The organism is Aestuariivirga sp., assembly GCF_046093005.1.
GTDB lineage: Bacteria > Pseudomonadota > Alphaproteobacteria > Rhizobiales > Aestuariivirgaceae > Aestuariivirga.
This window is the reverse complement of the sequence record NZ_JBJTER010000115.1, coordinates 1-20,526: the sequence shown is the minus strand read 5'-3', so window position 1 is coordinate 20,526 and position 20,526 is coordinate 1. Positions and strand designations below refer to the sequence as shown.

The 20,526-nt window shown below is 63.5% G+C and carries 21 protein-coding genes; 5 read left to right on the top strand and 16 right to left on the bottom strand.

The genetic code is table 11. The features are described from left to right. The 4 genes from ACKOED_RS10075 to trxB all read right to left on the bottom strand — a co-directional run. Window positions 1-2,244 (bottom strand): beta strand repeat-containing protein (locus ACKOED_RS10075; protein ID WP_408916460.1); only part of this gene is annotated, 2,244 nt, incomplete at its 3' end. A gap of 520 nt (window positions 2,245-2,764) precedes the next feature. Next, complete coding sequence (locus ACKOED_RS10070; RefSeq protein ID WP_408916459.1) at window positions 2,765-5,119, bottom strand: ATP-dependent helicase; 2,355 nt, start codon at window positions 5,117-5,119, stop codon at window positions 2,765-2,767. A 136-nt stretch (window positions 5,120-5,255) separates the two neighbouring features. Continuing rightward, a complete protein-coding gene (locus ACKOED_RS10065; RefSeq protein WP_408916458.1) occupies window positions 5,256-6,161 on the bottom strand; it encodes a LysR family transcriptional regulator in 906 nt (301 codons plus the stop codon). Then, window positions 6,148-7,110 carry a thioredoxin-disulfide reductase gene (trxB, locus tag ACKOED_RS10060; protein WP_408916457.1) on the bottom strand — a complete coding sequence of 321 codons (963 nt, stop codon included), beginning with the start codon at window positions 7,108-7,110 and terminating at the stop codon, window positions 6,148-6,150. Before trxB ends, ACKOED_RS10065 begins: the two co-directional genes overlap by 14 nt. A gap of 134 nt (window positions 7,111-7,244) precedes the next feature. Here trxB and ACKOED_RS10055 point away from each other — a divergent pair, with 134 nt between their 5' ends. The 3 genes from ACKOED_RS10055 to ACKOED_RS10045 all read left to right on the top strand — a co-directional run bounded on the left by ACKOED_RS10055 (window position 7,245) and on the right by ACKOED_RS10045 (window position 9,639). Further along, window positions 7,245-8,426, top strand: a complete 1,182-nt coding sequence (locus ACKOED_RS10055; RefSeq protein WP_408916456.1) for a benzoate/H(+) symporter BenE family transporter — start codon at window positions 7,245-7,247, stop codon at window positions 8,424-8,426. A gap of 31 nt (window positions 8,427-8,457) precedes the next feature. Next, window positions 8,458-9,003 (top strand): glutathione peroxidase, encoded by a 546-nt coding sequence (locus ACKOED_RS10050; RefSeq protein ID WP_408916455.1) that lies wholly within the window; start codon window positions 8,458-8,460, stop codon window positions 9,001-9,003. 90 nt (window positions 9,004-9,093) lie between these two features. Continuing rightward, window positions 9,094-9,639, top strand: a complete 546-nt coding sequence (locus ACKOED_RS10045; protein WP_408916454.1) for a MarR family winged helix-turn-helix transcriptional regulator — start codon at window positions 9,094-9,096, stop codon at window positions 9,637-9,639. Between the two features lie 41 nt (window positions 9,640-9,680). Here the strand turns inward: ACKOED_RS10045 and ACKOED_RS10040 are convergent, their stop codons facing one another. The 3 genes from ACKOED_RS10040 to ACKOED_RS10030 are packed head-to-tail and all read right to left on the bottom strand — an operon-like array spanning window position 9,681 to window position 11,724. Further along, on the bottom strand, window positions 9,681-10,133 hold the full coding sequence (locus ACKOED_RS10040) for a GNAT family N-acetyltransferase (protein WP_408916453.1): 453 nt from the start codon (window positions 10,131-10,133) through the stop codon (window positions 9,681-9,683). Further along, on the bottom strand, window positions 10,118-11,272 hold the full coding sequence (locus ACKOED_RS10035) for an MFS transporter (protein WP_408916452.1): 1,155 nt from the start codon (window positions 11,270-11,272) through the stop codon (window positions 10,118-10,120). The genes ACKOED_RS10040 and ACKOED_RS10035 overlap by 16 nt, the downstream gene beginning before the upstream one ends. 41 nt (window positions 11,273-11,313) lie before the next feature. Beyond that, a complete protein-coding gene (locus ACKOED_RS10030; RefSeq protein ID WP_408916451.1) occupies window positions 11,314-11,724 on the bottom strand; it encodes an SET domain-containing protein-lysine N-methyltransferase in 411 nt (136 codons plus the stop codon). Between the two features lie 247 nt (window positions 11,725-11,971). Here ACKOED_RS10030 and ACKOED_RS10025 point away from each other — a divergent pair, with 247 nt between their 5' ends. Then, on the top strand, window positions 11,972-12,856 hold the full coding sequence (locus ACKOED_RS10025) for a hypothetical protein (RefSeq protein WP_408916450.1): 885 nt from the start codon (window positions 11,972-11,974) through the stop codon (window positions 12,854-12,856). Window positions 12,857-12,972: 116 nt separating this feature from the next. Here ACKOED_RS10025 and greA read toward each other — a convergent pair whose 3' ends face one another. The 8 genes from greA to ACKOED_RS09985 form a co-directional block, all read right to left on the bottom strand. Beyond that, a complete protein-coding gene (gene greA, locus ACKOED_RS10020) occupies window positions 12,973-13,446 on the bottom strand; it encodes a transcription elongation factor GreA (RefSeq protein ID WP_408916449.1) in 474 nt (157 codons plus the stop codon). A gap of 172 nt (window positions 13,447-13,618) precedes the next feature. Beyond that, window positions 13,619-13,831 carry a DNA-binding protein gene (locus ACKOED_RS10015; RefSeq protein ID WP_408916448.1) on the bottom strand — a complete coding sequence of 71 codons (213 nt, stop codon included), beginning with the start codon at window positions 13,829-13,831 and terminating at the stop codon, window positions 13,619-13,621. Window positions 13,832-13,843: 12 nt separating this feature from the next. Further along, window positions 13,844-17,209, bottom strand: coding sequence for a carbamoyl-phosphate synthase large subunit (gene carB / locus ACKOED_RS10010; protein ID WP_408916447.1), 3,366 nt, complete (start codon window positions 17,207-17,209; stop codon window positions 13,844-13,846). Between the two features lie 54 nt (window positions 17,210-17,263). Further along, window positions 17,264-17,503, bottom strand: coding sequence for a hypothetical protein (locus ACKOED_RS10005; protein WP_408916446.1), 240 nt, complete (start codon window positions 17,501-17,503; stop codon window positions 17,264-17,266). A 241-nt stretch (window positions 17,504-17,744) separates the two neighbouring features. Continuing rightward, window positions 17,745-18,002 (bottom strand): 30S ribosomal protein S21, encoded by a 258-nt coding sequence (gene rpsU / locus ACKOED_RS10000; protein ID WP_408916445.1) that lies wholly within the window; start codon window positions 18,000-18,002, stop codon window positions 17,745-17,747. 80 nt (window positions 18,003-18,082) lie between these two features. Further along, window positions 18,083-19,165, bottom strand: coding sequence for a 5-(carboxyamino)imidazole ribonucleotide synthase (locus ACKOED_RS09995; protein ID WP_408916444.1), 1,083 nt, complete (start codon window positions 19,163-19,165; stop codon window positions 18,083-18,085). After that, a complete protein-coding gene (purE, locus tag ACKOED_RS09990) occupies window positions 19,165-19,662 on the bottom strand; it encodes a 5-(carboxyamino)imidazole ribonucleotide mutase (RefSeq protein ID WP_408916443.1) in 498 nt (165 codons plus the stop codon). The genes ACKOED_RS09995 and purE overlap by 1 nt, the downstream gene beginning before the upstream one ends. Before the next feature lie 15 nt (window positions 19,663-19,677). After that, window positions 19,678-19,893, bottom strand: coding sequence for a YdcH family protein (locus ACKOED_RS09985; RefSeq protein WP_408916442.1), 216 nt, complete (start codon window positions 19,891-19,893; stop codon window positions 19,678-19,680). A 130-nt stretch (window positions 19,894-20,023) separates the two neighbouring features. Between ACKOED_RS09985 and ACKOED_RS09980 the strand changes: the two genes are divergently transcribed. After that, window positions 20,024-20,200, top strand: a complete 177-nt coding sequence (locus ACKOED_RS09980; protein WP_408916441.1) for a YdcH family protein — start codon at window positions 20,024-20,026, stop codon at window positions 20,198-20,200. Here the strand turns inward: ACKOED_RS09980 and ACKOED_RS09975 are convergent. After that, window positions 20,201-20,526: amidase family protein (locus tag ACKOED_RS09975; RefSeq protein ID WP_408916440.1), on the bottom strand; the 326-nt coding region annotated here is incomplete at its 5' end. It lies immediately after the preceding gene.

Below are 20,526 nucleotides of genomic sequence, written 5' to 3'. Positions count from 1 at the left end.
AACCCGGTCCGCGGTGCCCGCCGCGGGGTTGATGTCCACCGCCATGACGCCGCCGGCCGTTTGCGCGAGATGACCGGTCACCGCCGTGGCGGCCACCGCGCCATCGCCGCCGGGCGAGAGCGTTCCGGCATTGCTCAGCGTCCCGGCGTTGACCGGCGTTGCCGCGGTGTTTGCCAGCGCGGTGCCGCCGCCCGTGAGGATCACGGTCGATCCCATGTTGAAAACACCGCCCGCCTGGTTCACGAAGCTGTTGGCGCCGCCGCCCAGATTGACATTGCCCGTCACCGTGCCGGCATTGCTTACCGCCTCATTGCCGGAGGCCCCGAGAACCGCGAGCTGGTTCAGCCCGCCGGCATTTCTGGCCATGCCGGTGGATGTGATGATCAGCGTATTGGTTGCGCCATCCAGCGTATCCATGCCGAATTCGACCCCGGCAGCACCCGCCACTGCCGCGCCCGTCGCCGTGCCACCGAGGGTTACTGAGAGATTACCGGCGCCATAGACGGCGATCGCTGAACCCAAGAGCCCATTTGCGTCCTGCAAGGGCGGACCGCCCATCGCGGTAACGCTGCCGGCGCTCACGGTGACGCTTACCAGACCCGAGCCGCCGGTTCCCGCAACTAAGCCAACCGACCCCGCCGTAATGTCCCCGCTGCTGACAACCGCAGCAGAGCCAAAGGAGCTGTATACGAAAGCGCCATAGAACCCCGCGTCGACCCTGCCGGACGTGGACAGGAACTGATTTTCCCCGCCCTGAACCACGAAACCGTAGTTCCTGGCGCTGATGTCGCCCACGCTGGTGACGTTTGACGAACCGGTTTCGCCGCTGATCGCCTGGATGGCATCAAAGGCGCGCGAGGTCACGTTGCCAGCATTGTTTATGGTGACATTGCCATCTTCTTTCGTGGTGGCCGTGATGCCGAACGCGTTGGAGACGATGTTGCCGGTCGAGCTGACGCTGACCGACCCTTCGCCGGATTTTGCCTGGATCGCGCCAGCGCTGGTCGAAGGAAGAGCCGCCGGCGCCTCGGAGGTCAGGTTGCCGTTGCTGATCACATTTACCGGGCCAGACGTGCTGGAGGCAAAGATGGCGGCCGCGGTATCGCTGCTGACGTTGCCCGCGCTCTCCACCTGCACCGGCCCGCCATTGGACGTGGCAGTGATGCCGAACGCGCCGGCGTCGATTTGTCCTTTGTTGGTTACGCTTACCGCGCCGTCGCTGCTGGCGTTGATGCCGCTTCCTTCGCCAGATGTGATGCTATTCGCGTTGTCGATGCTCGCGCCCGCCGCGCCGAAAGCGAGCACGCCATCCAATTTGGCGTTGATAGCCCCTTTGCTGGTCATGACCGTGACCGTGCCGCCGCTGGTGTTGGCGAGTATTCCGTTTGATCCCAGCGAAGTGGCGCCTCCCGCCAGGCTGACGGTTACCGCGCCCGCCGTCACTGTGCCCGTGGCATAGGAATAGGCTCTGATGGCGTCTCCGGTGCCGCCCATCGTTTGGTCAAGGACATCGCCAGTGATGGTCACCGATACATCACCCCCGCGGCTGCCCGCGAACACACCGATCGAGTCCGATGTCACATTGCCCGTGCTGGAGATGTTGACGTTGCCCGGTCCGCTGCTGAAGCCATAGACTGCGAATATGCCCGCCGTAACATCACCTTCGTTGATGACCGTCACGTTGCCGCCTGTCATGGGGTCGCGGCCCGTAACGATCGAGGCGCTGGTGGCTGATATGCCCATTGACGCCGGCGCGGTGACATTGCCCTGGCTTTCAATCGTTACATCGCCACCGTTGGCGCTCACCGCGCGGATGCCAGAGGCATCAAGCTGCGCGAAGGAAAACGTCCTGTCCGCATTCTGGATGAGTGTCGGCGCCGGGCCATCCTTCGTTACCTCGACATCGCCTTTGTTGATCACGCTCACCGCGCCGCTATTGCTATAGGCGTAGATGCCGGCTTTGTTCTGGCTCACGATATTGCCGGTGCTCTCCACCTGCACCGGCCCGCCATTGGACGTGGCAGTTATGCCGAACTCGCCGGCGTCGATTTGTCCTGCGTTGATCACGCTCACCGCGCTGTCCGCGCCGCTGGAAGACGCCGCGATGCCCGAAGCGTTCGTGGCGACCATGGCGTAAAAACCAGCCTGCGGCGGTGGTTTCGAAAGGTCGACGTCGATCATGATGTCGCCGCTGCTCCGGAAATCGATCACGTCGCCGGATGCCGCCACAATGTCGGATGTCACACTATTGATTTGCAGGTTTGTGGGAATGGATAGCGTAAGGGGCGTTACCGCCCCCGAGCAAGACAATGTCGTTCCAGACGGGCTGCAGGGAGCCGAATGAGCCGACGCCGGCACCGCGACAACCAGCGCTCCCGCCGCGGCCGAGGCGAGCAGGACGCCGCGCCAGGCCCTGGTGTTTCTCCTCTGTAGCGTCTCGGTCGTTAATCTTGTGGGCAGGGTTGCATCCCCGCCGCGCTGAGTGATGCGTCCCATAACACGTTACTCCCTCTGAACATACTAACCATACTTTACGCTACGCAAACGGCTTACATGACTAATATAATGTTAATCACATGTTCCATTACAAAACTACTGCATGTAAGTTGAGGAAAATCAGCAGTATAATCTCTAATTGAGTAAGATAATTAGAGGTTGAGCTCTCTCAGCAGGAATCAACTTTTAGTCATTGTTGTTGCTGGGTCAGCGAAATCAGTGAAACCGCTGGCTGGCTGAGAGAAAAAGTGAGAGTCCCGAATGGCCCTCAGGCGCGGCTGACGAAGCTGTCGATCACCCGCTTTTCGCCGGCCTTGTCGAAATCGATGGTCAGCTTGTTGCCTTCGACGGCGCTGATCTGGCCATAGCCGAACTTCTCGTGGAACACCCGTTCGCCGGCCGCATAGCGCACCGCGCCGGAGCCGCGCGCGACCATTTCGCCCATGCCGAAACTGGGTGTTGAGCGCGCCGAGGTGCCGTCGCTCCACCGCGCCTGGGCGCGTTGCCAGCCGGGCGTGGCATAGCTCGCGCCGAACGGGGCGGGCTTATCGTCGAAGCGGCTCTTGCCGTAGCTTCCCAGCCCATAGCCGCCATAGGTCGTTGCCATGGCGGCGACTTCCACATGCGCTTCCGGCAATTCGTCGATGAAGCGGGAGGGCAGGGCGGACTGCCAGAGATTATGCACCCGGCGGTTCTGCGCGAAGGAAATGAAGGCGCGGCGTTTGGCGCGGGTGATGCCGACATAGGCGAGGCGGCGCTCCTCCTCAAGCCCGGCGCGGCCTTTCTCGTCGAGCGAGCGCTGGCTGGGGAACAGGCCTTCCTCCCAGCCGGGCAGGAACACCGTGCCGAATTCGAGGCCCTTGGCGGCATGCATGGTCATGATGTTGACCTTGTCTTCCTGCGCCGATTGCTCCACGTCCATCACCAGCGCGATGTGCTCGAGGAAGCCGCCGAGGTTCTCGAAGTCGCCCATGGAGCGGACGAGTTCCTTGAGATTGTCGAGGCGGCCCTGCGCCTCCGGGCTCTTGTCGTTCTGCCACATCGCGGTGTAGCCCGATTCATCGAGCACGATCTCGGCCAGCTCGGTGTGCGGCAGGCCCTCGGCCATCTGCCGCCAGCGGCCGAAGCTCTGCACAAGCCCGCGCAGCGCGGCCCTCGCCTTGGCGGGCAGCTCATCGGTGAGCGCCAGCGCCTCCGCCGCGCGGTACAGCGAAATGCCCTGGCCCCGCGCGATGGCGTGCATGCGCTTCACCGAACTGTCGCCGATGCCGCGTTTGGGCACATTGACGATGCGCTCGAAGGCCAGGTCATTGTCGGGCGAGGCGACGATCTTGAGATAGGCCAGCGCATCGCGCACCTCCGCGCGCTCATAGAAGCGCGGGCCGCCGACCACCCGGTAGGGCACGCCCAGCGTGATGAACCGGTCCTCGAAGGCCCGCATCTGGAACGAGGCGCGCACCAGAATCGCCATGTCATTCAGCGCCTCGCCCTTGCGCTGCAGGTTCTCGATGTCCTCGCCGATGGCGCGGGCTTCCTCATCGCCGTCCCAGTGGGCGCGCACATTCACCGTCTCGCCGTCGCCGCGGTCGGTGTGGAGCGTCTTGCCCAGCCGGCTTTCGTTCTTGGCGATCAGGCCGGAGGCAGCGCCGAGGATCTGCGGCGTCGAGCGGTAATTGCGTTCGAGCCTGATCACCCGGGCGCCCGGAAAGTCCTTCTCGAAGCGCAGGATGTTATCGACTTCCGCCCCGCGCCAGCCATAGATCGACTGGTCGTCGTCGCCCACGCAGCAGATGTTGCGGTGGCCCTGGGCCAGCAGCCTGAGCCACAGATATTGCGCCACATTGGTGTCCTGGTATTCGTCGACCAGCATGTAGCGGAAGCGCTGCTGGTAGCTCTTGAGAACGTCCGGGTGCTCCTGGAAGATGCGCAGCACTTCGAGCAGCAGGTCGCCGAAATCGGCGGCGTTCACCACCTTGAGGCGCTGCTGGTATTCGGCATAGATCTGGCCGCCAAGCCCATTGGCGAAGCTCTGCGCCTCGCCCTGCGGCACCTTCGGGGGAATGAGCCCGCGGTTCTTCCAGCCGTCGATCATCGCGGCCAGCTGGCGGGCCGGCCAGCGCTTCTCGTCGATGTTGTGGGCCTCGAGCAGCTGCTTGATGAGGCGGATCTGGTCATCCGTGTCGAGGATCGCGAAGCCCGCGCGCAAGCCGGCGAGTTCGGCGTGGTTGCGCAGGATCTTGACGCCGATGGCATGGAACGTGCCGAGCCAGCTCATGCCTTCCACCGCGCCGCCGATCAGCGCGCCGATGCGGTCGCGCATCTCGCGGGCCGCCTTGTTGGTGAAGGTGACGGCGAGGATCTGCGAGGGCCAGGCCTTGCCGGTGGCCAGTATATGGGCGAGCCTCGTGGTCAGCACCCGGGTCTTGCCGGTGCCCGCCCCGGCCAGCACCAGAAGCGGGCCGTCGGTCGCCTCCACCGCCGCCCGCTGCTCCGGGTTGAGGCCGCGGAGGTAAGGAGCCTCGCCCTGCTGGGCAAGCGCGCGCGACGACAGCCCGCCCGGCCGGAAGGCCGGGGCCGGCGGCTCATCGCCGAAATCGCCGAGGTCGAAGGTCTTGCCGGTCATCAGCTCCGAATCTCCCCAGCCTATATAGCAATCGTTGCCGCCGAATGCGAAAGCCGGGTGGCGGCCCATGGCTCCCGCAGCCGGCAGGCAAACAATGGAGACCTCGCCATCCCGCCTGTGTCGCGCTGTCCAGCGCTCAGAAGCTCCACTCCTTCGCCTTGGCCACGATGAAATCCCGGAACACCGTCACCCGCTTGGTGTCCTTGAGCTCCTCGGGATAGACGAAATAGGTGTCAAACTCCGGGGTCTCGACCGGAAGGTCGATCTGCACAAGGCCCGCGTCCTCCGGCACGAGGTAGTCGGCGAGCGAGGCGATGCCCATGCCGGCCTGAACGGCCCGGCGCAGGCCATAGGCGTTGTTGACGCGCAGCGCCACCTGCCGCGGGTCGCCCTCCGGGCGGCCCACATTCTCGAGCCAATTGACCGGCGTCAGGTAGTTGGGCGCCTGGCCGACGGTGAGGATCTTATGCCTGTCGAGATCCTCGATCGATTTCGGAATGCCGCGCTTCTTCAGATAGTCGGTCGAGGCATAGAGGTGGTGATGCACGGTGAACAGCTTGCGCTGGATGAGGTCCGGCTGGGTGGGCCGCCTGAGCCTGATCGCCACGTCGGCCTCGCGCATCGAGAGATCGAGCTCGCGGTCGTCGAGCAGCAGGGTGACGGCGATCTCGGGATAGATTTCCGAGAACTCGCGCAGCCGCGGCGTCAGCCACACGCTGCCCAGCCCCACGGTGGTGGTGATGCGGAGTTCGCCTGACGGCTTCTCCTTCGAATCCATCAGCCGGGTCTGCGCCGCGGTGAGCTTGGTGAACACCTCATGGGCGGTGCGGTACAGCATCTCGCCTTGTTCGGTGAGGATCAGCCCGCGCGCATGGCGGTGGAACAGCGGCACGTTCAGCGCCTCCTCGAGCGCGCTGATCTGCCGGCTTACCGCTGATTGCGACAGCCCCAGCTCGTGCCCGGCATGGGTGAAGCTGCCGGCATCCGCCACGGCGTGGAAGATGCGGAGCTTGTCCCAGTCCATGACGCTACTCAGCGGCATGACGCACCTCGGCGCGGCTGTGCAGGAAGCGTTCGGCTTCGAGCGCGGCCATGCAGCCCATGCCGGCCGCGGTCACCGCCTGGCGGTAGACGTCATCCGTCACGTCGCCCGCCGCGAACACGCCGGGAATGGCGGTCTGGGTCGAGCGCGGCTCGGTGATGAGATAGCCGCCCTGTTTGAACGGCAACTGGCCCTCGAACAGTTCGGTTGCCGGCTTGTGGCCGATGGCGATGAAGATGCCATCGACCGCCAGGTCCTGCACCTCGCCGGTCGTGACGTTCCTGAGCCGGGCGTGGGTGACGCCCTTGGGGTTGTCGCTGCCCAGCACCTCGGCCAGTGTTGTCTCCCACATCACCCTGATCTTGGGATGCGCGAACAGCCGGTTCTGCAGGATACGCTCGGCCTTGAACTCATTGCGGCGGTGGATCACCACCACCTCGCTGGCGAAATTGGTGAGGAACAGCGCCTCCTCCACCGCCGTGTTGCCGCCGCCCACCACCAGCACGCGCTTGTTGCGGTAGAAGAAACCGTCGCAGGTGGCGCAGGCCGAAACGCCGAAGCCGCGATAGGCCTGCTCGGAGGGAAGATCGAGCCACTTGGCCTGCGCGCCGGTGCAGATGATCAGCGCGTCACAGGTGTATTCGGTGCCGGAATCGCCCTTCAGCCAGAGCGGCGACGCGCTGAGCTTCACTTCGGTGATGGTGTCGGAGATGACCTCGGTGCCCACATGCTCCGCCTGGGCACGCATCTGCTCCATCAGCCAGGGGCCCTGGATCACATCGGCGAAGCCGGGGTAGTTCTCGACATCCGTGGTGATGGTCAGCTGGCCGCCCGGCTGGATGCCCTGGACGAGGACCGGCTTCAGCATTGCGCGGGCCGCATAGATCGCAGCGGTGTAGCCGGCGGGGCCTGACCCGAGGATCAGAACCCGGACATGACGGGCGGACATGGTGAACTCCCATTGCTATGTGAAAACAACATAGCTCATTTGGGCCTTCCGGCAAGTCCGCTACCACCTGTTGTGAACAACTGCCGGGCCTGCGGCCTCGCACCGGCGGGTCGGAATTGCTACAGACGGCTTCCATGCGCCTTTCAAACCTTTCCGGCTGGTTCAGCATCGTCTCCTCGACCTTCACGGCGGTGATCGTGGGGTTTGCCTCCACCATCCTGGTGGTCATGGAGGCCTCGCGCAGCGTGGGCGCAAGCCCCGCCGAACAGGCCTCCTGGGCGGCATCCCTGTGTTTCGGCATGGCCGCCACGTCCTTCATCCTGTCCTGGCGCTACCGCGTGCCGATGATCACCGCGTGGTCGACGCCGGGTGCGGTGCTGATCGCCACTTCGGGTGGCGGCATCTCCTATGCCAATGCGCTGGGGGCGTTTGTGGCCGCGGGCCTTCTGATGGTGGTCGCGGGGCTGATCAAGCCCCTGGAGCGCGCCATTGAGAAGATTCCGGCGCCCATTGCCGCAGCCATGCTGGCGGGTGTTCTCCTGCGCTACACGCTGGGCGTTCCGGGCGCCGCCATGGCCATGCCGCTGGCGGTGCTGCCGCTGATCGCGGTGTTTTTCGCCTTGCGCATGTCATTTCCGCTCTATGCCGTGCCGGTGGTGGTGGCGGCGGGCGTGGTTGGGGCATTCCTGACCGGCAGCCTTGCCGGGGATTGCTGTGCTATTGGGCTGACGGCACTGGTCTGGACGACGCCGCAGTTTGACCTCCAGGCCGTGCTGTCGCTGGGCATCCCGCTGTTTCTGGTGACCATGGCCTCCCAAAACCTGCCTGGTTTCGCGGTTCTGCGAGCCAGCGGCTACCAGCCGCCGGTGCAGCCCGCCTTGCTGGTGACAGGGGCGGCTTCGGCGGCGCTCGCGCCGTTCGGCAGCCACGCCGTCAACATGGCGGCGATCACCGCCGCCATCGTCACCGGCCCGGACTGTCACCCCGATCCCGCTAAGCGCTGGCGGGTGGCCTGGCCCTATCTGGTGTTCTACGGGCTGATCGGACTCATGGCCGCGAGTTTCGTCAATATTCTGGGCGCCCTCCCCAAGGACCTGGTGACGGCCATCGCCGGTCTCGCGCTGTTCTCGCCGCTGATGGGCGGCGTCAGCGCCATGATGAAGGACCCGCGCGACGTCGAAAGCGCGCTTGTGACCTTCCTGGTCACCGCCAGCGGCCTCACCATCATGGGCATCGGATCGGCGTTCTGGGGGCTGGTGGCCGGGCTCCTGCTGTTCGCGGCGCGGCATCTTCTCGCCCGGCGTGGTTCAGCCTAATCCAAACCCCCGGCGATTGCGTTCTGAAGGCATGAAAAAACTGTTCCTGTCGCTTCTCTTCACCCTGTTCGCGAGCATGTCCGCCATGGCTGATACCACCGCCTATGACTTCACCCTGACCGGCATTGACGGCAAGCCGATGTCGCTCGCCCAGTTCAAGGGGCACCCGCTGCTGATCGTCAACACCGCGTCGGAATGCGGCTACACCCCGCAATATGAGGATCTTGAGAAGCTCTGGCTCGCCTATAAGGACAAGGGGCTGGTGGTGATCGGCGTGCCGTCCAATGACTTCGGCGGCCAGGAGCCGGGTACGGCGGAGGAGATCGCCAGCTTCTGCAAGCTCAACTACGGCGTCACCTTCCCGCTGGCTGACAAGACGGTGGTCAAAGGCGCCAAGGCGCATCCGTTCTATCAATGGGCGGGCGAGCAGGCGGGCATGCTGGGCCGTCCCAAGTGGAACTTCCACAAGTATCTGATCGGCAGCGACGGCCGGTTCATTGACTGGTTCTCGACCCAGACCAAGCCGATGAGTGCGAAGATCACCGCCGCCATAGACAAGGCCCTCGCCTCCAGATAACGTTTTCTCCGGTCTTTCGACAGTGCATTACTTGCCTTGAATACTTATTCATGATACATGTATGTAGAATTCATTTAGAACAGGCCCGCTATGACAAACGTTTTTTCGCCGTCGCAGTATTTCGCGAATATTGTCGGTGCATTGTCCGTAGGATTGGCTGACAGGATTGTTGAGGAAACGGAGGCTCTCGTTGGCGTAGGGGCGAATGCCTCCGCCGCATTGGTGCTGATCGGAAGCCGGCCGGATTTGACGATCGACGACCTCCGCCACGGCATGAAACTCACTCATTCGGCAACGGTACGCACGGTGATGCGTCTCAACGCGGCGGGATTGGTCGAAAAGCGTTCTGGCCGGGACGGACGGTCCGTTTATCTGCGGCTGAATGCTAAAGGCAGACGCGACATGAACCGGGCGTTGCAGCTGCGCGAGAAGATCGTTGGGGAGGCGCTTTCGGCCCTCAACCCGGCAGAGCTCGCGCAGTTCGGCGCCATGGCGGCGCGGGTGCTGCCGAAGGTGGTGACGCGCTCCGAAACCGCGGAGGTGATATGCCGGCTCTGTGATGGCAAGGTGTGCACCGATGCCGAATGCCCGCTGACGAAGGAGCGCGATTGCCAGCTTGGCGCGGAGCACGGCTGAAGCAGCGGCGCGGCAATTCGGCTTTGGACTGGCGGCCGCAATCAATAGCAGATCATGAAGCTCCGCCAGGGGGCTTCCTCGGCCACGCGCTCATAGAGCGCTATGGCCGGCATGTCATTCTCCGGAACAAGCCATCTCAGATGGGTCCAGCACTGTTCCTTTCCGTAGTTGGCCACGGTATCGAGCAAATCCTGCGCGATGCCCTGCCGCCGGGCGTCCGGAGCGACGAACAAATCGTCCAGGAGTCCGCACCAGCGCCCTGAGATTGCTTCCGGCAGGCGGAACACGATGGCGAAAGCCACCAGGTTTCCGTTGATGAAGGCGCCCCAGCCGTGGACATTCGGCTCCGACAGGAGTGTGGCAGCAAAGCCGTTCGGCTCTCCTTCGTCCTCGGCATCGCACATTTCCGCGGCATAGGCCCGGCGAAGGATCTCGAGGTGGGGGCCGTCTTCTGTCGTGAGGCGCCGGATGCTGTAGCTCAGGTCCGTTTCCATTGTGCTCGCTGTCTTCCGCCTGACTTGTAGACATGGTGCTGGCCAGCCACCACGATCCGGTAGACCGCATAAGCGCCGATCACAGCGCCGACCAGCAATGGGAGGCCGATCGCGCCCCCTTTCTCCACCGCGGCGCCGCCCATCACGCCGCCGAATGTGCTGCCCAGCGCATAAGACATTGAATAGCACGCCGCGACCGAAGCGAGCGCCCTCTGGGCATACTGCTGACCGAGGATAATCAGGGATATGCTGTACATGCCAATAATCGTTCCGCCTGCCAGGAAAGTTCCGGCAAGCGCCATCGCATAGGAGAGCGTGCCCGCCATCAGCAGGACCATGCTCAGGAGCGCTCCGCCGGTGACGCAGGCGAGGAGGAGGGTGCGGCTGTAGCGGTCGCTTAGCAGGCCGAGCGGCAGGGCCAGGCTGATCGCGCCGACCGAGAGTGCGATGAGAAGCGACAGCGATCCATCCTCGCCGAAACCGGCCTTCTGACCGAAGATCGGCAGCATCGTATAGAGCGCAGTTTCGACAAGGCCGGTTACGAAAGCCACGGATATAAGCGGAAGTGCTTCCCGCGCCACGCCCAGATCCAGCCGGGCGTGCGCCTCCGCCGTCCTGGGCTGCGGCAGGAACAGCGCGGCGATGCCTCCGGTCACGGCGAGCAAGGCCATGGCCGCGATTGGCGCATGTCCGGCAAAGCCCACCGCGATCACCAGGACCGGCCCAGCCATGAAACCGATGGAGTAGCAAAACTGGAAGACCGAATTGGCCCGGCCGCGGGCCGTGTCCGGGACAATTTCGTTGAGCCAGGCTTCGGTGAGGATCCACAGGCTGCCAAGCGCCACGCCGAGCAGCAGGCGGGAGATGCACCATCCCGCGAAGCCAGGTTCAACGGCCAGCACGCCAATTGCCGCGGCTGCCATCATGAAACAGAACACCGTGAAATTGCGATAGCCCGCGCGGGCAATGAGCCAGGGCACAAAGGGGCCCACCAGGAACACGCCGAGCCCGCCGAGCGTGGCATTGAACCCGATCTCGCTCTCGCTGAAGCCGGCCTGCTGGAGGTTCAGGGCATAGATTGGGTGGGTGAGTCCGAAAACCATTGCTTCCAGAAGGCCAATGACGGAGAGCAGGGCCATGCGCATCCGCAATGACATTGTGCCGGAACTCAGCGGGCCGCTCATAACATGCACATTGGCGGTTCGCACCAGCAAGGCACGCCCTCCGGCACGAGGTCCCAGCGGCGATAGTCGGCGGTGAGGTGTTCACCTGCGGAAATGGCGCGGCCCGCCACCACCACGATCTGGTTCTCTATCCGAACATTCGGCTTGCAGGAGTGGTTGATCAGCCCAATGCCCGCGCGTTCATTTCGGATGAAGCCGAAGAGGTAGTCTCCATCGCGCACGATTTGCACGAGATTGATGTGTTTTTCGGCCTCGACAAGCCGGTTCTCGCGGAGCTCAAGCCTTTCGAGCTCACCCTGGAATACGCCGAGCAGCGCACCGGATGGAATGTCGGCCTTCGCGATGGCGCCGCGGTTTCCGTTGGGCAGCGTGACCTCGGCAACCAGATTCCAGTTCGTGTAAGTCATGCCCCGGCTCACATTCCCTTTGTACAAATTCGATAGATGAATGATGCATGCATGTCAATCAGCGTAACCAGCGGAAAATACCCCTTGTCAATATATCTGCATGATGTGTACATATAAAAACACAAGTATTCAAGCGCAAAGCTTGCGCCAGGACGCGGTGCGTCAGTCTGCCAGGGGAGAACAAATGCTTGCGTCACTCACTTCCGCCGGCTCGCCGCCATCCGCAAAGGACCGGCTCCTGGAATGGATGTCCACCGAACTGTCCTGCATCGCCGGAAGGCGCGAGGCGTCGAAGGGGCGCTATTCGATTGTTGACCTTGCGGAAGAGGACGCTGTCGAGGCCATAGCGCGGTTTCAGGAGGACATTCGCGCCCTGAAGAAAGTGGCGCTGGTTTGCATCATTCCGCGCACGCGCCAGAACATGGACCCGCGAACGCCATCAATAGAAGTCCTCCGCGAGCTCAGCGTCTTCGGGGCGCGCGTTTCCTCCATGGCCGCCGAACAGCTCCTCAACAGCGCGGTGCTTGAGCTTCCGGTTCTGCTCAACTGCCCGGTGACGGGATCTCCAACAACCTATTCGTTTTTCGGCGTGGCCTTGTGCCCGCAGGCGGCAAACGATGCTGACGAGCTCTTCGACTTGCCGCTCAGCGCGCCGTTCCCCTGCATCAACTTCACCTCGGACGCCTTTGCCTTCGCGATGTTTGTACGCGATGTGTCCATGAACCGCCACGGCGTGCCGCCGCATGAACTGGCCAGCAGGCGAGACTGTGACGCGCTGTTCGCCGCCTGCGTGGCGCAGTGGCATAAGTTCTCCAGTCACACGCTTACGGCGTTCGCAAGGAAGACCGCGGGCACCCGGTGCCCGGTGCGCATCAGCGCGGATGGCCTCAGCTGGCACGCGGCCCATAATGACCCGGTCTTCGCCGAGACCCGGAAAGAACAGCACGCGCATGACATGCCCTGTATCTATGCAACAGAACTTGTCGAACGCTGGGTTGCGGTGCTGGACCGGCATTCCGCTCACTTCCACGTCAAATCCGGACAGGGTGGCGGGATACTGATTGCTCAGGTTGCAAATTCGAGCAAATGCCCGCTGGCGGCGATGAAGCGCACCGTGAGCACGGAGCTTTGAATACAGTTTCGGTCCTGTAACAATTTTCGCTTCGCAAGCGGCTCCGCTTGCCCGCGCCATGCTTTCCAGCCACTGGCTGCGGACGTCAGGCCCGCGCTGGCGCCGTGCCAGATGCCTTAGCGCCAGGCGACCTTGGCGATCTCGTAGGACTTGCCGCCGCCCGGCGTGTTGACCTCGACGGAATCGCCCTTCTTCTTGCCGATGATGGCCCGCGCGATCGGCGAGGACACGGAGATCTTGCCCTTCTTCACGTCGGCCTCGAATTCGCCGACGATCTGATAGGAGGTTTTCTCATCGGTTTCCTCGTCAATCAGCGTCACCTTCGCGCCGAACTTCACGGTATCGCCGGAAAGCTTTGAAATATCGATGATTTCAGCCCGCGAAAGCTTGTCCTCAAGCTCCGCCACGCGGGCCTCCGTCCAGCCCTGCTGCTCCTTGGCGGCATGGTACTCGGCATTTTCCGAGAGATCGCCGTGGGAACGGGCTTCCTCGATGGCCTTGATGATGCGCGGGCGCTCCACGGTCTTGAGGTGCTTCACCTCATCCATCATGGCGGCGTGGCCTTCGGCGGTCATGGGCACTTTGTCCATCGGTCTCGTCCAGTCTCTTGCGTCCCCCGGACTTTACCTGCCTTCCGGGAAAACAAATGATCATCCGTGTCACTAAAAAGATAACACCCGGCGATGCGGACCGTCCGCATCTCGCCGGGCGAATTCGGAACATGGCCCAAATTCACCCGGATTTCAAGGGGCGGGAGAACGATTACCCCCGCGTAAGGCCGCTGCCCTCTGATGTCACGTGGAGACGAAGCGCCCTGGCGGCTGCTCGAACGGCGCGTCCAATGAGCTTTGGGTCATCGCCCGCTTCCGAGATTGCAGCTTCCAGATAGGCAGCAACGTCGTTCTCGGTCTTAAGGTAGTCCACCGTATCGAAACGGCTGAAGCGCTCGTTCATCATGCTCTTGATCTGATCCATGCCGTAAGGGCCTCAGAAATAATCCTGCAGCGGCTTCACGTCGAGGCGGCCTTCGCGCTGGGCGGCGATTGCCTTGGTCACCGCCAGGATGCCGGGGAGCGTTGTGTAGTAGGGCACTTTCTGCATCAGCGCCGTCTGGCGGATCGGCTTCGAGTCGGACTGCGAGGCGCGGGTCTCGGTGGTATTCAGCACCAGCTGGATTTCGCCGTTCTTGATGGCGTCCACCACATGCGGGCGGCCCTCCAGCACCTTGTTGATCTTGGTCGAGGGGATGCCCTTTTCCTCGAAGTAGCGCTGGGTGCCACCGGTCGCCACCAGCCGGAAGCCCATTTCCACGAACTTCTTCATGGCCGGCAGGATTTTGGGCTTGTCGGCGTCCTTCACGGAAATGAACACGGTTCCCGCCTGCGGCATGCGCATGCCCGCCCCCAGCTGGCTCTTGGCAAAGGCCATGTCATAGGTCTTGTCGAGGCCCATCACCTCGCCGGTGGAGCGCATCTCCGGCCCCAGCAGCACGTCCACGCCCGGGAACCGGTTGAACGGGAAAACCGCTTCTTTTACAGCCACATGAGAGAGCTTCTTCGGTTTTAGCCTGAAGCTTTCGAGAGACTCGCCCGCCATCACCCGGGCGGCGATCTTGGCCACCGGCAGGCCGATCACCTTGGCCACGAAAGGCACGGTGCGCGAGGCGCGCGGGTTCACTTCGAGCACATAAATGTCGCCGTCCTTGATGGCGAACTGCACATTCATCAGCCCCACCACCTTGAGCGCCAGCGCCAGCACCCTGGCCTGGCGTTCGAGCTCGGCGATCACGGGGGCTTTCAGCGAAGAGGGCGGCAGCGAGCAGGCCGAGTCACCCGAATGAATGCCCGCCTCCTCGATGTGCTCCATCACCCCGGCGATGAACACGTCCTTGCCGTCGGCGATGGCGTCGACATCCACTTCGATGGCGTTGGACAGATAGCTGTCGATCAGCACCGGCGAGCTGCCCGACACCACCACCGCCTCGGTGATGTAGCGCTCGAGCTGCGCCTCGTCGCGGACGATTTCCATGGCCCGGCCACCCAGCACATAGGAGGGCCGGATGACCACGGGGAAGCCAATCCGGCGGGCGATCTTCCTGGCCTCGGCCCCGGAATGCGCGATGCCGTTCTCGGGCTGGCGCAGTTTCAGCTTGCGGATCAGCCTGGCGAAGCGGTCACGATCCTCGGCGAGATCAATGGCGTCGGGCGTGGTGCCCAGGATGGGCACCCCGGCCTTTTCCAGAGCACCCGCCAGCTTGAGCGGCGTCTGGCCGCCGAACTGCACGATGACGCCCTTGAGCGTGCCGTTGGACTGTTCGGTGTGGATGATCTCCAGCACATCCTCGGCGGTCAGCGGTTCGAAATAGAGCCGGTCCGAGGTGTCATAGTCGGTCGACACCGTCTCTGGATTGCAGTTGACCATGATCGACTCATAGCCCGCGTCATGCAGCGCGAAACAGGCGTGGCAGCAGCAATAATCGAATTCGATTCCCTGGCCGATGCGGTTGGGCCCGCCGCCGAGGATGATCACCTTCTGGCGGTCCGAGGGCCGGGCCTCGTTTTCCGCGTCATAGCTCGAATACATATAGGCGGTGGGCGAGGCGAATTCGGCGGCGCAGGTGTCGATCCGCTTGTAGACTGGCCGCACCTTCAGCCTGTGGCGGTGGGCGCGCACCCTGTCCTCGGAGAGCCCCACCAGTTCGCCCAGCCGCTTATCGGAAAAGCCCATGGATTTCAGCTTGCGGAGGTTCGCTGCGTCGTCCGGAAGCCCGCGGTCCCGCACTTTCTCCTCCATCCGCACGATGTCCTCGATCTGGCGGAGAAACCACGGCTCATATTTGCAGGACTCATGAACCTGTTCGACGCTCGCTCCCATGCGGAAGGCCTGGGCGATCTTCAGGATGCGGTCTGGCGTCGGCGTGCCCAGCGCGGCGCGGATGGCGTTCTTGTCGTCGCCCTCGCCGGCCCCGGCAATGGCCACCTCGTTGAAGCCGGTCAGCCCGGTCTCAAGCCCGCGCAGCGCCTTCTGCATGGATTCCTGGAACGAGCGGCCGATGGCCATCACTTCGCCCACCGATTTCATCGAGGTGGTCAGGTTCGGCGAGGCGCCGGGAAACTTCTCGAAAGCGAAGCGCGGGATCTTGGTGACCACGTAATCGATGGCCGGCTCGAAGGCGGCGGGCGTGGCGCCGCCGGTGATGTCATTGGCAAGCTCGTCCAGCGTATAGCCGACCGCCAGCCTGGCGGCGACCTTGGCGATCGGAAATCCGGTGGCCTTCGAAGCAAGGGCCGAGGACCGCGAAACGCGCGGGTTCATCTCGATCACCACCAGCCGGCCGTCCTCGGGGTTGACGCCGAACTGCACGTTGGAACCGCCGGTTTCGATGCCGATCTCGCGCAGCACCGCAATCGAGGCGTTGCGCATGATCTGGTATTCCTTGTCGGTGAGCGTCAGGGCGGGCGCCACGGTGATCGAATCGCCGGTGTGCACGCCCATCGGATCGACGTTCTCGATCGAGCAGACGATGATGCAGTTGTCCGCCTTGTCGCGGACCACTTCCATTTCATATTCCTTCCAGCCCAGCACCGATTCCTCGATGAGCACCTCGGCGGTGGGCGAGGCGTCGAGGCCTTTCTCGACGATTTCGAAGAACTCCTCGCGGTTATAGGCGATGCCGCCGCCGGTGCCGCCCAGCGTGAAGGAGGGGCGGATGATGCAGGGCAGGCCCACTTCGAGCATGGCCTCGAAGGCCTCCACCATGGCGCGGTTGCGGTATTTGCGCAGCCGCTCGGGCTCGGCCGCCGCCCAGGCGCGTTCAAAACCCGCCACATCGCCGCCCGCCGCGGCAAGGCGCGCGATCTCGGCGGCGTAGAAATCCTTGTCTGCGTCCTTGGCGGCCGAGGCATTGGCCAGCATCGATTTCGGCGTATCGAGGCCAATCTTCTTCATCGCCTCGCGGAACAGTTCCCGGTCTTCCGCCTTGTCGATGGCATCCGCCTTGGCGCCGATCAGCTCGACGCCGAACTTCTCGAGCACGCCCATCTTGTTGAGCGACAGCGCGGTGTTGAGCGCGGTCTGCCCGCCCATGGTTGGAAGCAGCGCGTCAGGGCGCTCCTTCTCGATGATCCGGGCCACCACTTCGGGGGTGATCGGCTCGATGTAGGTGGCGTCCGCCAAATCCGGGTCCGTCATGATGGTCGCCGGATTGGAATTGACCAGGATGATTCGATAGCCCTCGGCCTTCAGAGCCTTGCAGGCCTGGGTTCCCGAATAATCGAATTCGCAGGCCTGGCCGATGATGATCGGTCCAGCCCCGATGATGAGGATGGATTTGATGTCGGTGCGCTTGGGCATGAGGGAATTCCGATTTGGGGTTCCCTACACAATCGGGGCCGGGATTCCAAGCCTCTAGACGGCGGTTTTGAAGATCACCGTGACATTGGCGTCGGTGGTGGCCGGCGGGGCGGGGCGCTCCGGCTTGAAGAACCCGCCCGATGTCAGCATCACGGCGCTGAGAATCACCGACAGGGCGAGCGAGCGCAGGGTGCGCCGGGCCGAGGGAAAAAGCCCCGGCGATGAACGCCGGGGCTCAGTTGCAGGCAGCGTTTGCAGGGGATGGGGGAAGAACTGCCTGGGTTGGTAAGTCATGATGCTTGAACCTGTCACCGATCTCTTGACCGCGTGGCGCTGCTGCGCCGTTGATGTGACGAGGATATAGGGGGCGAACCGTGCAAGCGTTGGACGGTTCTGCAACCGGTTTGTGATAGGCTGTGACAAGTTCAAGGCAATTGTGGCCGCTGCCTTAATTTGCCGGCGGCACGCCCAAAAAGCTCAGGGCCGCGCTCCCGGCGGGAGGCGGCCCTGCAACAATTCGGTCTCTAACTTGGGGTTACTGCGCGCGGGGCCCGCGGGTGGGCGCGCCCTCAACCTTCTTCGGCATCGGCAGCAGGCCTTCGCGTTGCAGCTTCTTGCGCTGCAGCTTGCGGGCGCGGCGCACCGCTTCCGCCTTTTCGCGGGCTTTCTTTTCGGAGGGCTTTTCGTAATGTCCGCGCAGCTTCATCTCGCGGAAAATGCCCTCACGCTGCATCTTTTTCTTAAGCGCTTTCAGGGCTTGATCGACATTGTTGTCACGGACGACGACTTGCAAGTGCTACCTCGGAATTGGGTTTAACTGGGTGCCAGGAGGCTTGAGGCCCCCCGAATTGGCGGGCGGCTTAGCATGCTCTCTCAGGGCTGTCGAGGGGTAACCCGGTTAAAATGGCCCATTTTCCGGCCTGGCCGCGGGTCTTTCTTGCCATAGAGGTGCAGATGCACGCCGGGTTCCGCCGCCAGCTCCCGCCAGCGGCCGAGTTCGGCGCCGAGCAGATTGGTCATGGTGACGTCGGCAAAGCGATCCGCCGGGCCCAGCGGCCAGCCGCAGACCGCCCGGATATGCTGCTCGAACTGCGAGACCTGGCAGGCGTCCATGGTCCAATGGCCGGAATTGTGAACCCGCGGCGCGATCTCATTGACGATCACCTGGCCGCCGGCCACGAACAACTCAACCCCGATCACGCCCACATAACCGAGCGCTGAGGCGATCCGTTCGCCATAGGCCCGCGCCGTATCCGCCACCCCGGCGGCGATCCGGGCGGGCACCCGCGACTGGCGGAGAATATGATTTTCATGCTGATTTTCGGGCACGTCATAGACCGCCACCTCGCCGGTCCAGCCGCGCGCCGCAATCACCGAGATTTCCTTCTCGAAGGCCACGAAACCTTCCAGCACCGCCGGCTGGCGTCCGATTTCCGCAAAAGCGGCGGCGGCATTGGTTCCGGCCATGATCTTTGTCTGGCCCTTGCCGTCATAGCCGAAGCGGCGGGTCTTGAGCACAGCCGGCCGCCCGATGCGGGCCAGCGCCGCCTCCAGCGATGTCAGGTCAGAGACCTCCGCGAAGGGCGCCACGGGGATGCCGAGACTGGAAATGAAGGTCTTCTCGTTGATGCGGTCCTGGGCGGTCTCGAGTGCGGCGACGCCCGGTGCGACGGGCTTTCGCGACTGGAGAAAGGCGGCGGTGGCGGCCGGCACATTCTCGAATTCATAGGTCACAACGTCCACCTGGCGGGCGAAGGCGTCGAGCGCGGCGAAATTCTCATAACCGGCCACCGTCCGCGCTGCCGATACGGCGAAAGCCGGGCTGTCAGCCTCGGGCGCGTAGATGTGGCAGTCGATGCCCAGCGGGGCGGCCGCCAGGGCCAGCATGCGGGCCAGCTGGCCGCCGCCCAGAATGCCCACCGTCGCGCCCGGGGGCAGGGGGCTTTCAAGCCGCATCACGGACCATCCATCGGGCGTTCGGTGACGGCGGCGGTCTGCGCCGCCCGCCAGCCTTCCAGACGCTTGGCCAGGGCTGGGTCGGACAGCGACAGGACGCTGGCCGCCAGAAGTGCCGCGTTGACCGCGCCCGCCTTGCCGATGGCCAGCGTTCCCACCGGAATGCCGGCTGGCATCTGCACGATCGAGAGCAGGGAGTCCTGACCTGACAGCGCTTTTGATTCCACCGGCACACCGAACACCGGCAGGCTGGTCATCGCCGCCGTCATGCCGGGGAGATGCGCCGCACCGCCCGCTCCCGCGATGATCACTTTGAAGCCATTGTCCCGCGCCGTTGCCGCAAAGTCATAAAGTCTTTTCGGCGTGCGGTGCGCCGAGACGATGCGGTCGTCATGGGCGACGCCCAGCAGGTCGAGCGTCTGGGCGGCGTGTTTCATGGTTTCCCAGTCGGACTGGCTGCCCATGATGATGGCGACGGCGGGTCTTTCAGTGGTCACGGTGGCTCCGGCCGGTCAGGCGATGATGTCGGGAATAAGCATGTTTTCAATTGCTTGGATCTTGTCCTTGATGTCCAGCTTCATCTTTTTCAGGCGCCGGAGCTGCAACGGGTCGCTGGTGCCGGTGAGTTCAAGGGAATGGATGGCGGTGTCGAGGTCACGGTGCTGCTGGATGAGGTTTTGCAGCTGATTGCGCAGTTGCACCTCCTGTATCACATCCAGTCTTGGCATTGCCCGCAGACGCCTCCGGCTTTCATGAATTTATTGTGCCGATCTTCACTAATGCCCTTTGCAAGGGTTCGACAAGCCCCCCGGTCTGTGCCATCCTGTTTTCAATCCATCGCTAACAATGGAGGATCGCATGAGTCTTCAAGCGCATCTCAACGAGCTTCAGGCGAAGCACAAGGCCCTCGAGGCCGAACTCGCCGAGGCGATGAACCACCCGGCATCGACCGATGCCGAGATCGCCGAACTCAAGCGCAAGAAACTCAGGATCAAGGACGAGATCACCCGCCTGCAGCAGCCGCACGCCGCCTGATCAGACAGCAGGCGGCCGGGCCTTGTGCCAGGCAGTGGCGCGCTCATAGGCGTGAGCGGCGCGCAGCACCGTTTGGTCATCGAACATGCGGCCGACGAGCTGTAGTCCAACCGGCATCCCGCCCGGGGTGAAGCCGCAGGGAACACTTGCCGCGGGCTGCTGGGTGAGGTTGAAGGGATAGCTGAACGGCGTCCAGTTGACCCATTTCGCAGTCTTGCTGGCGCTCTGGGGCGCCAGCCGGCCGGCCTCGAAAGGGGGGCTCGGCAGCGAAGGCGGGTCCAGCAGGTCATAGCCTTCCCTGAACTGGCGCATCTGCGCGCCCAGCA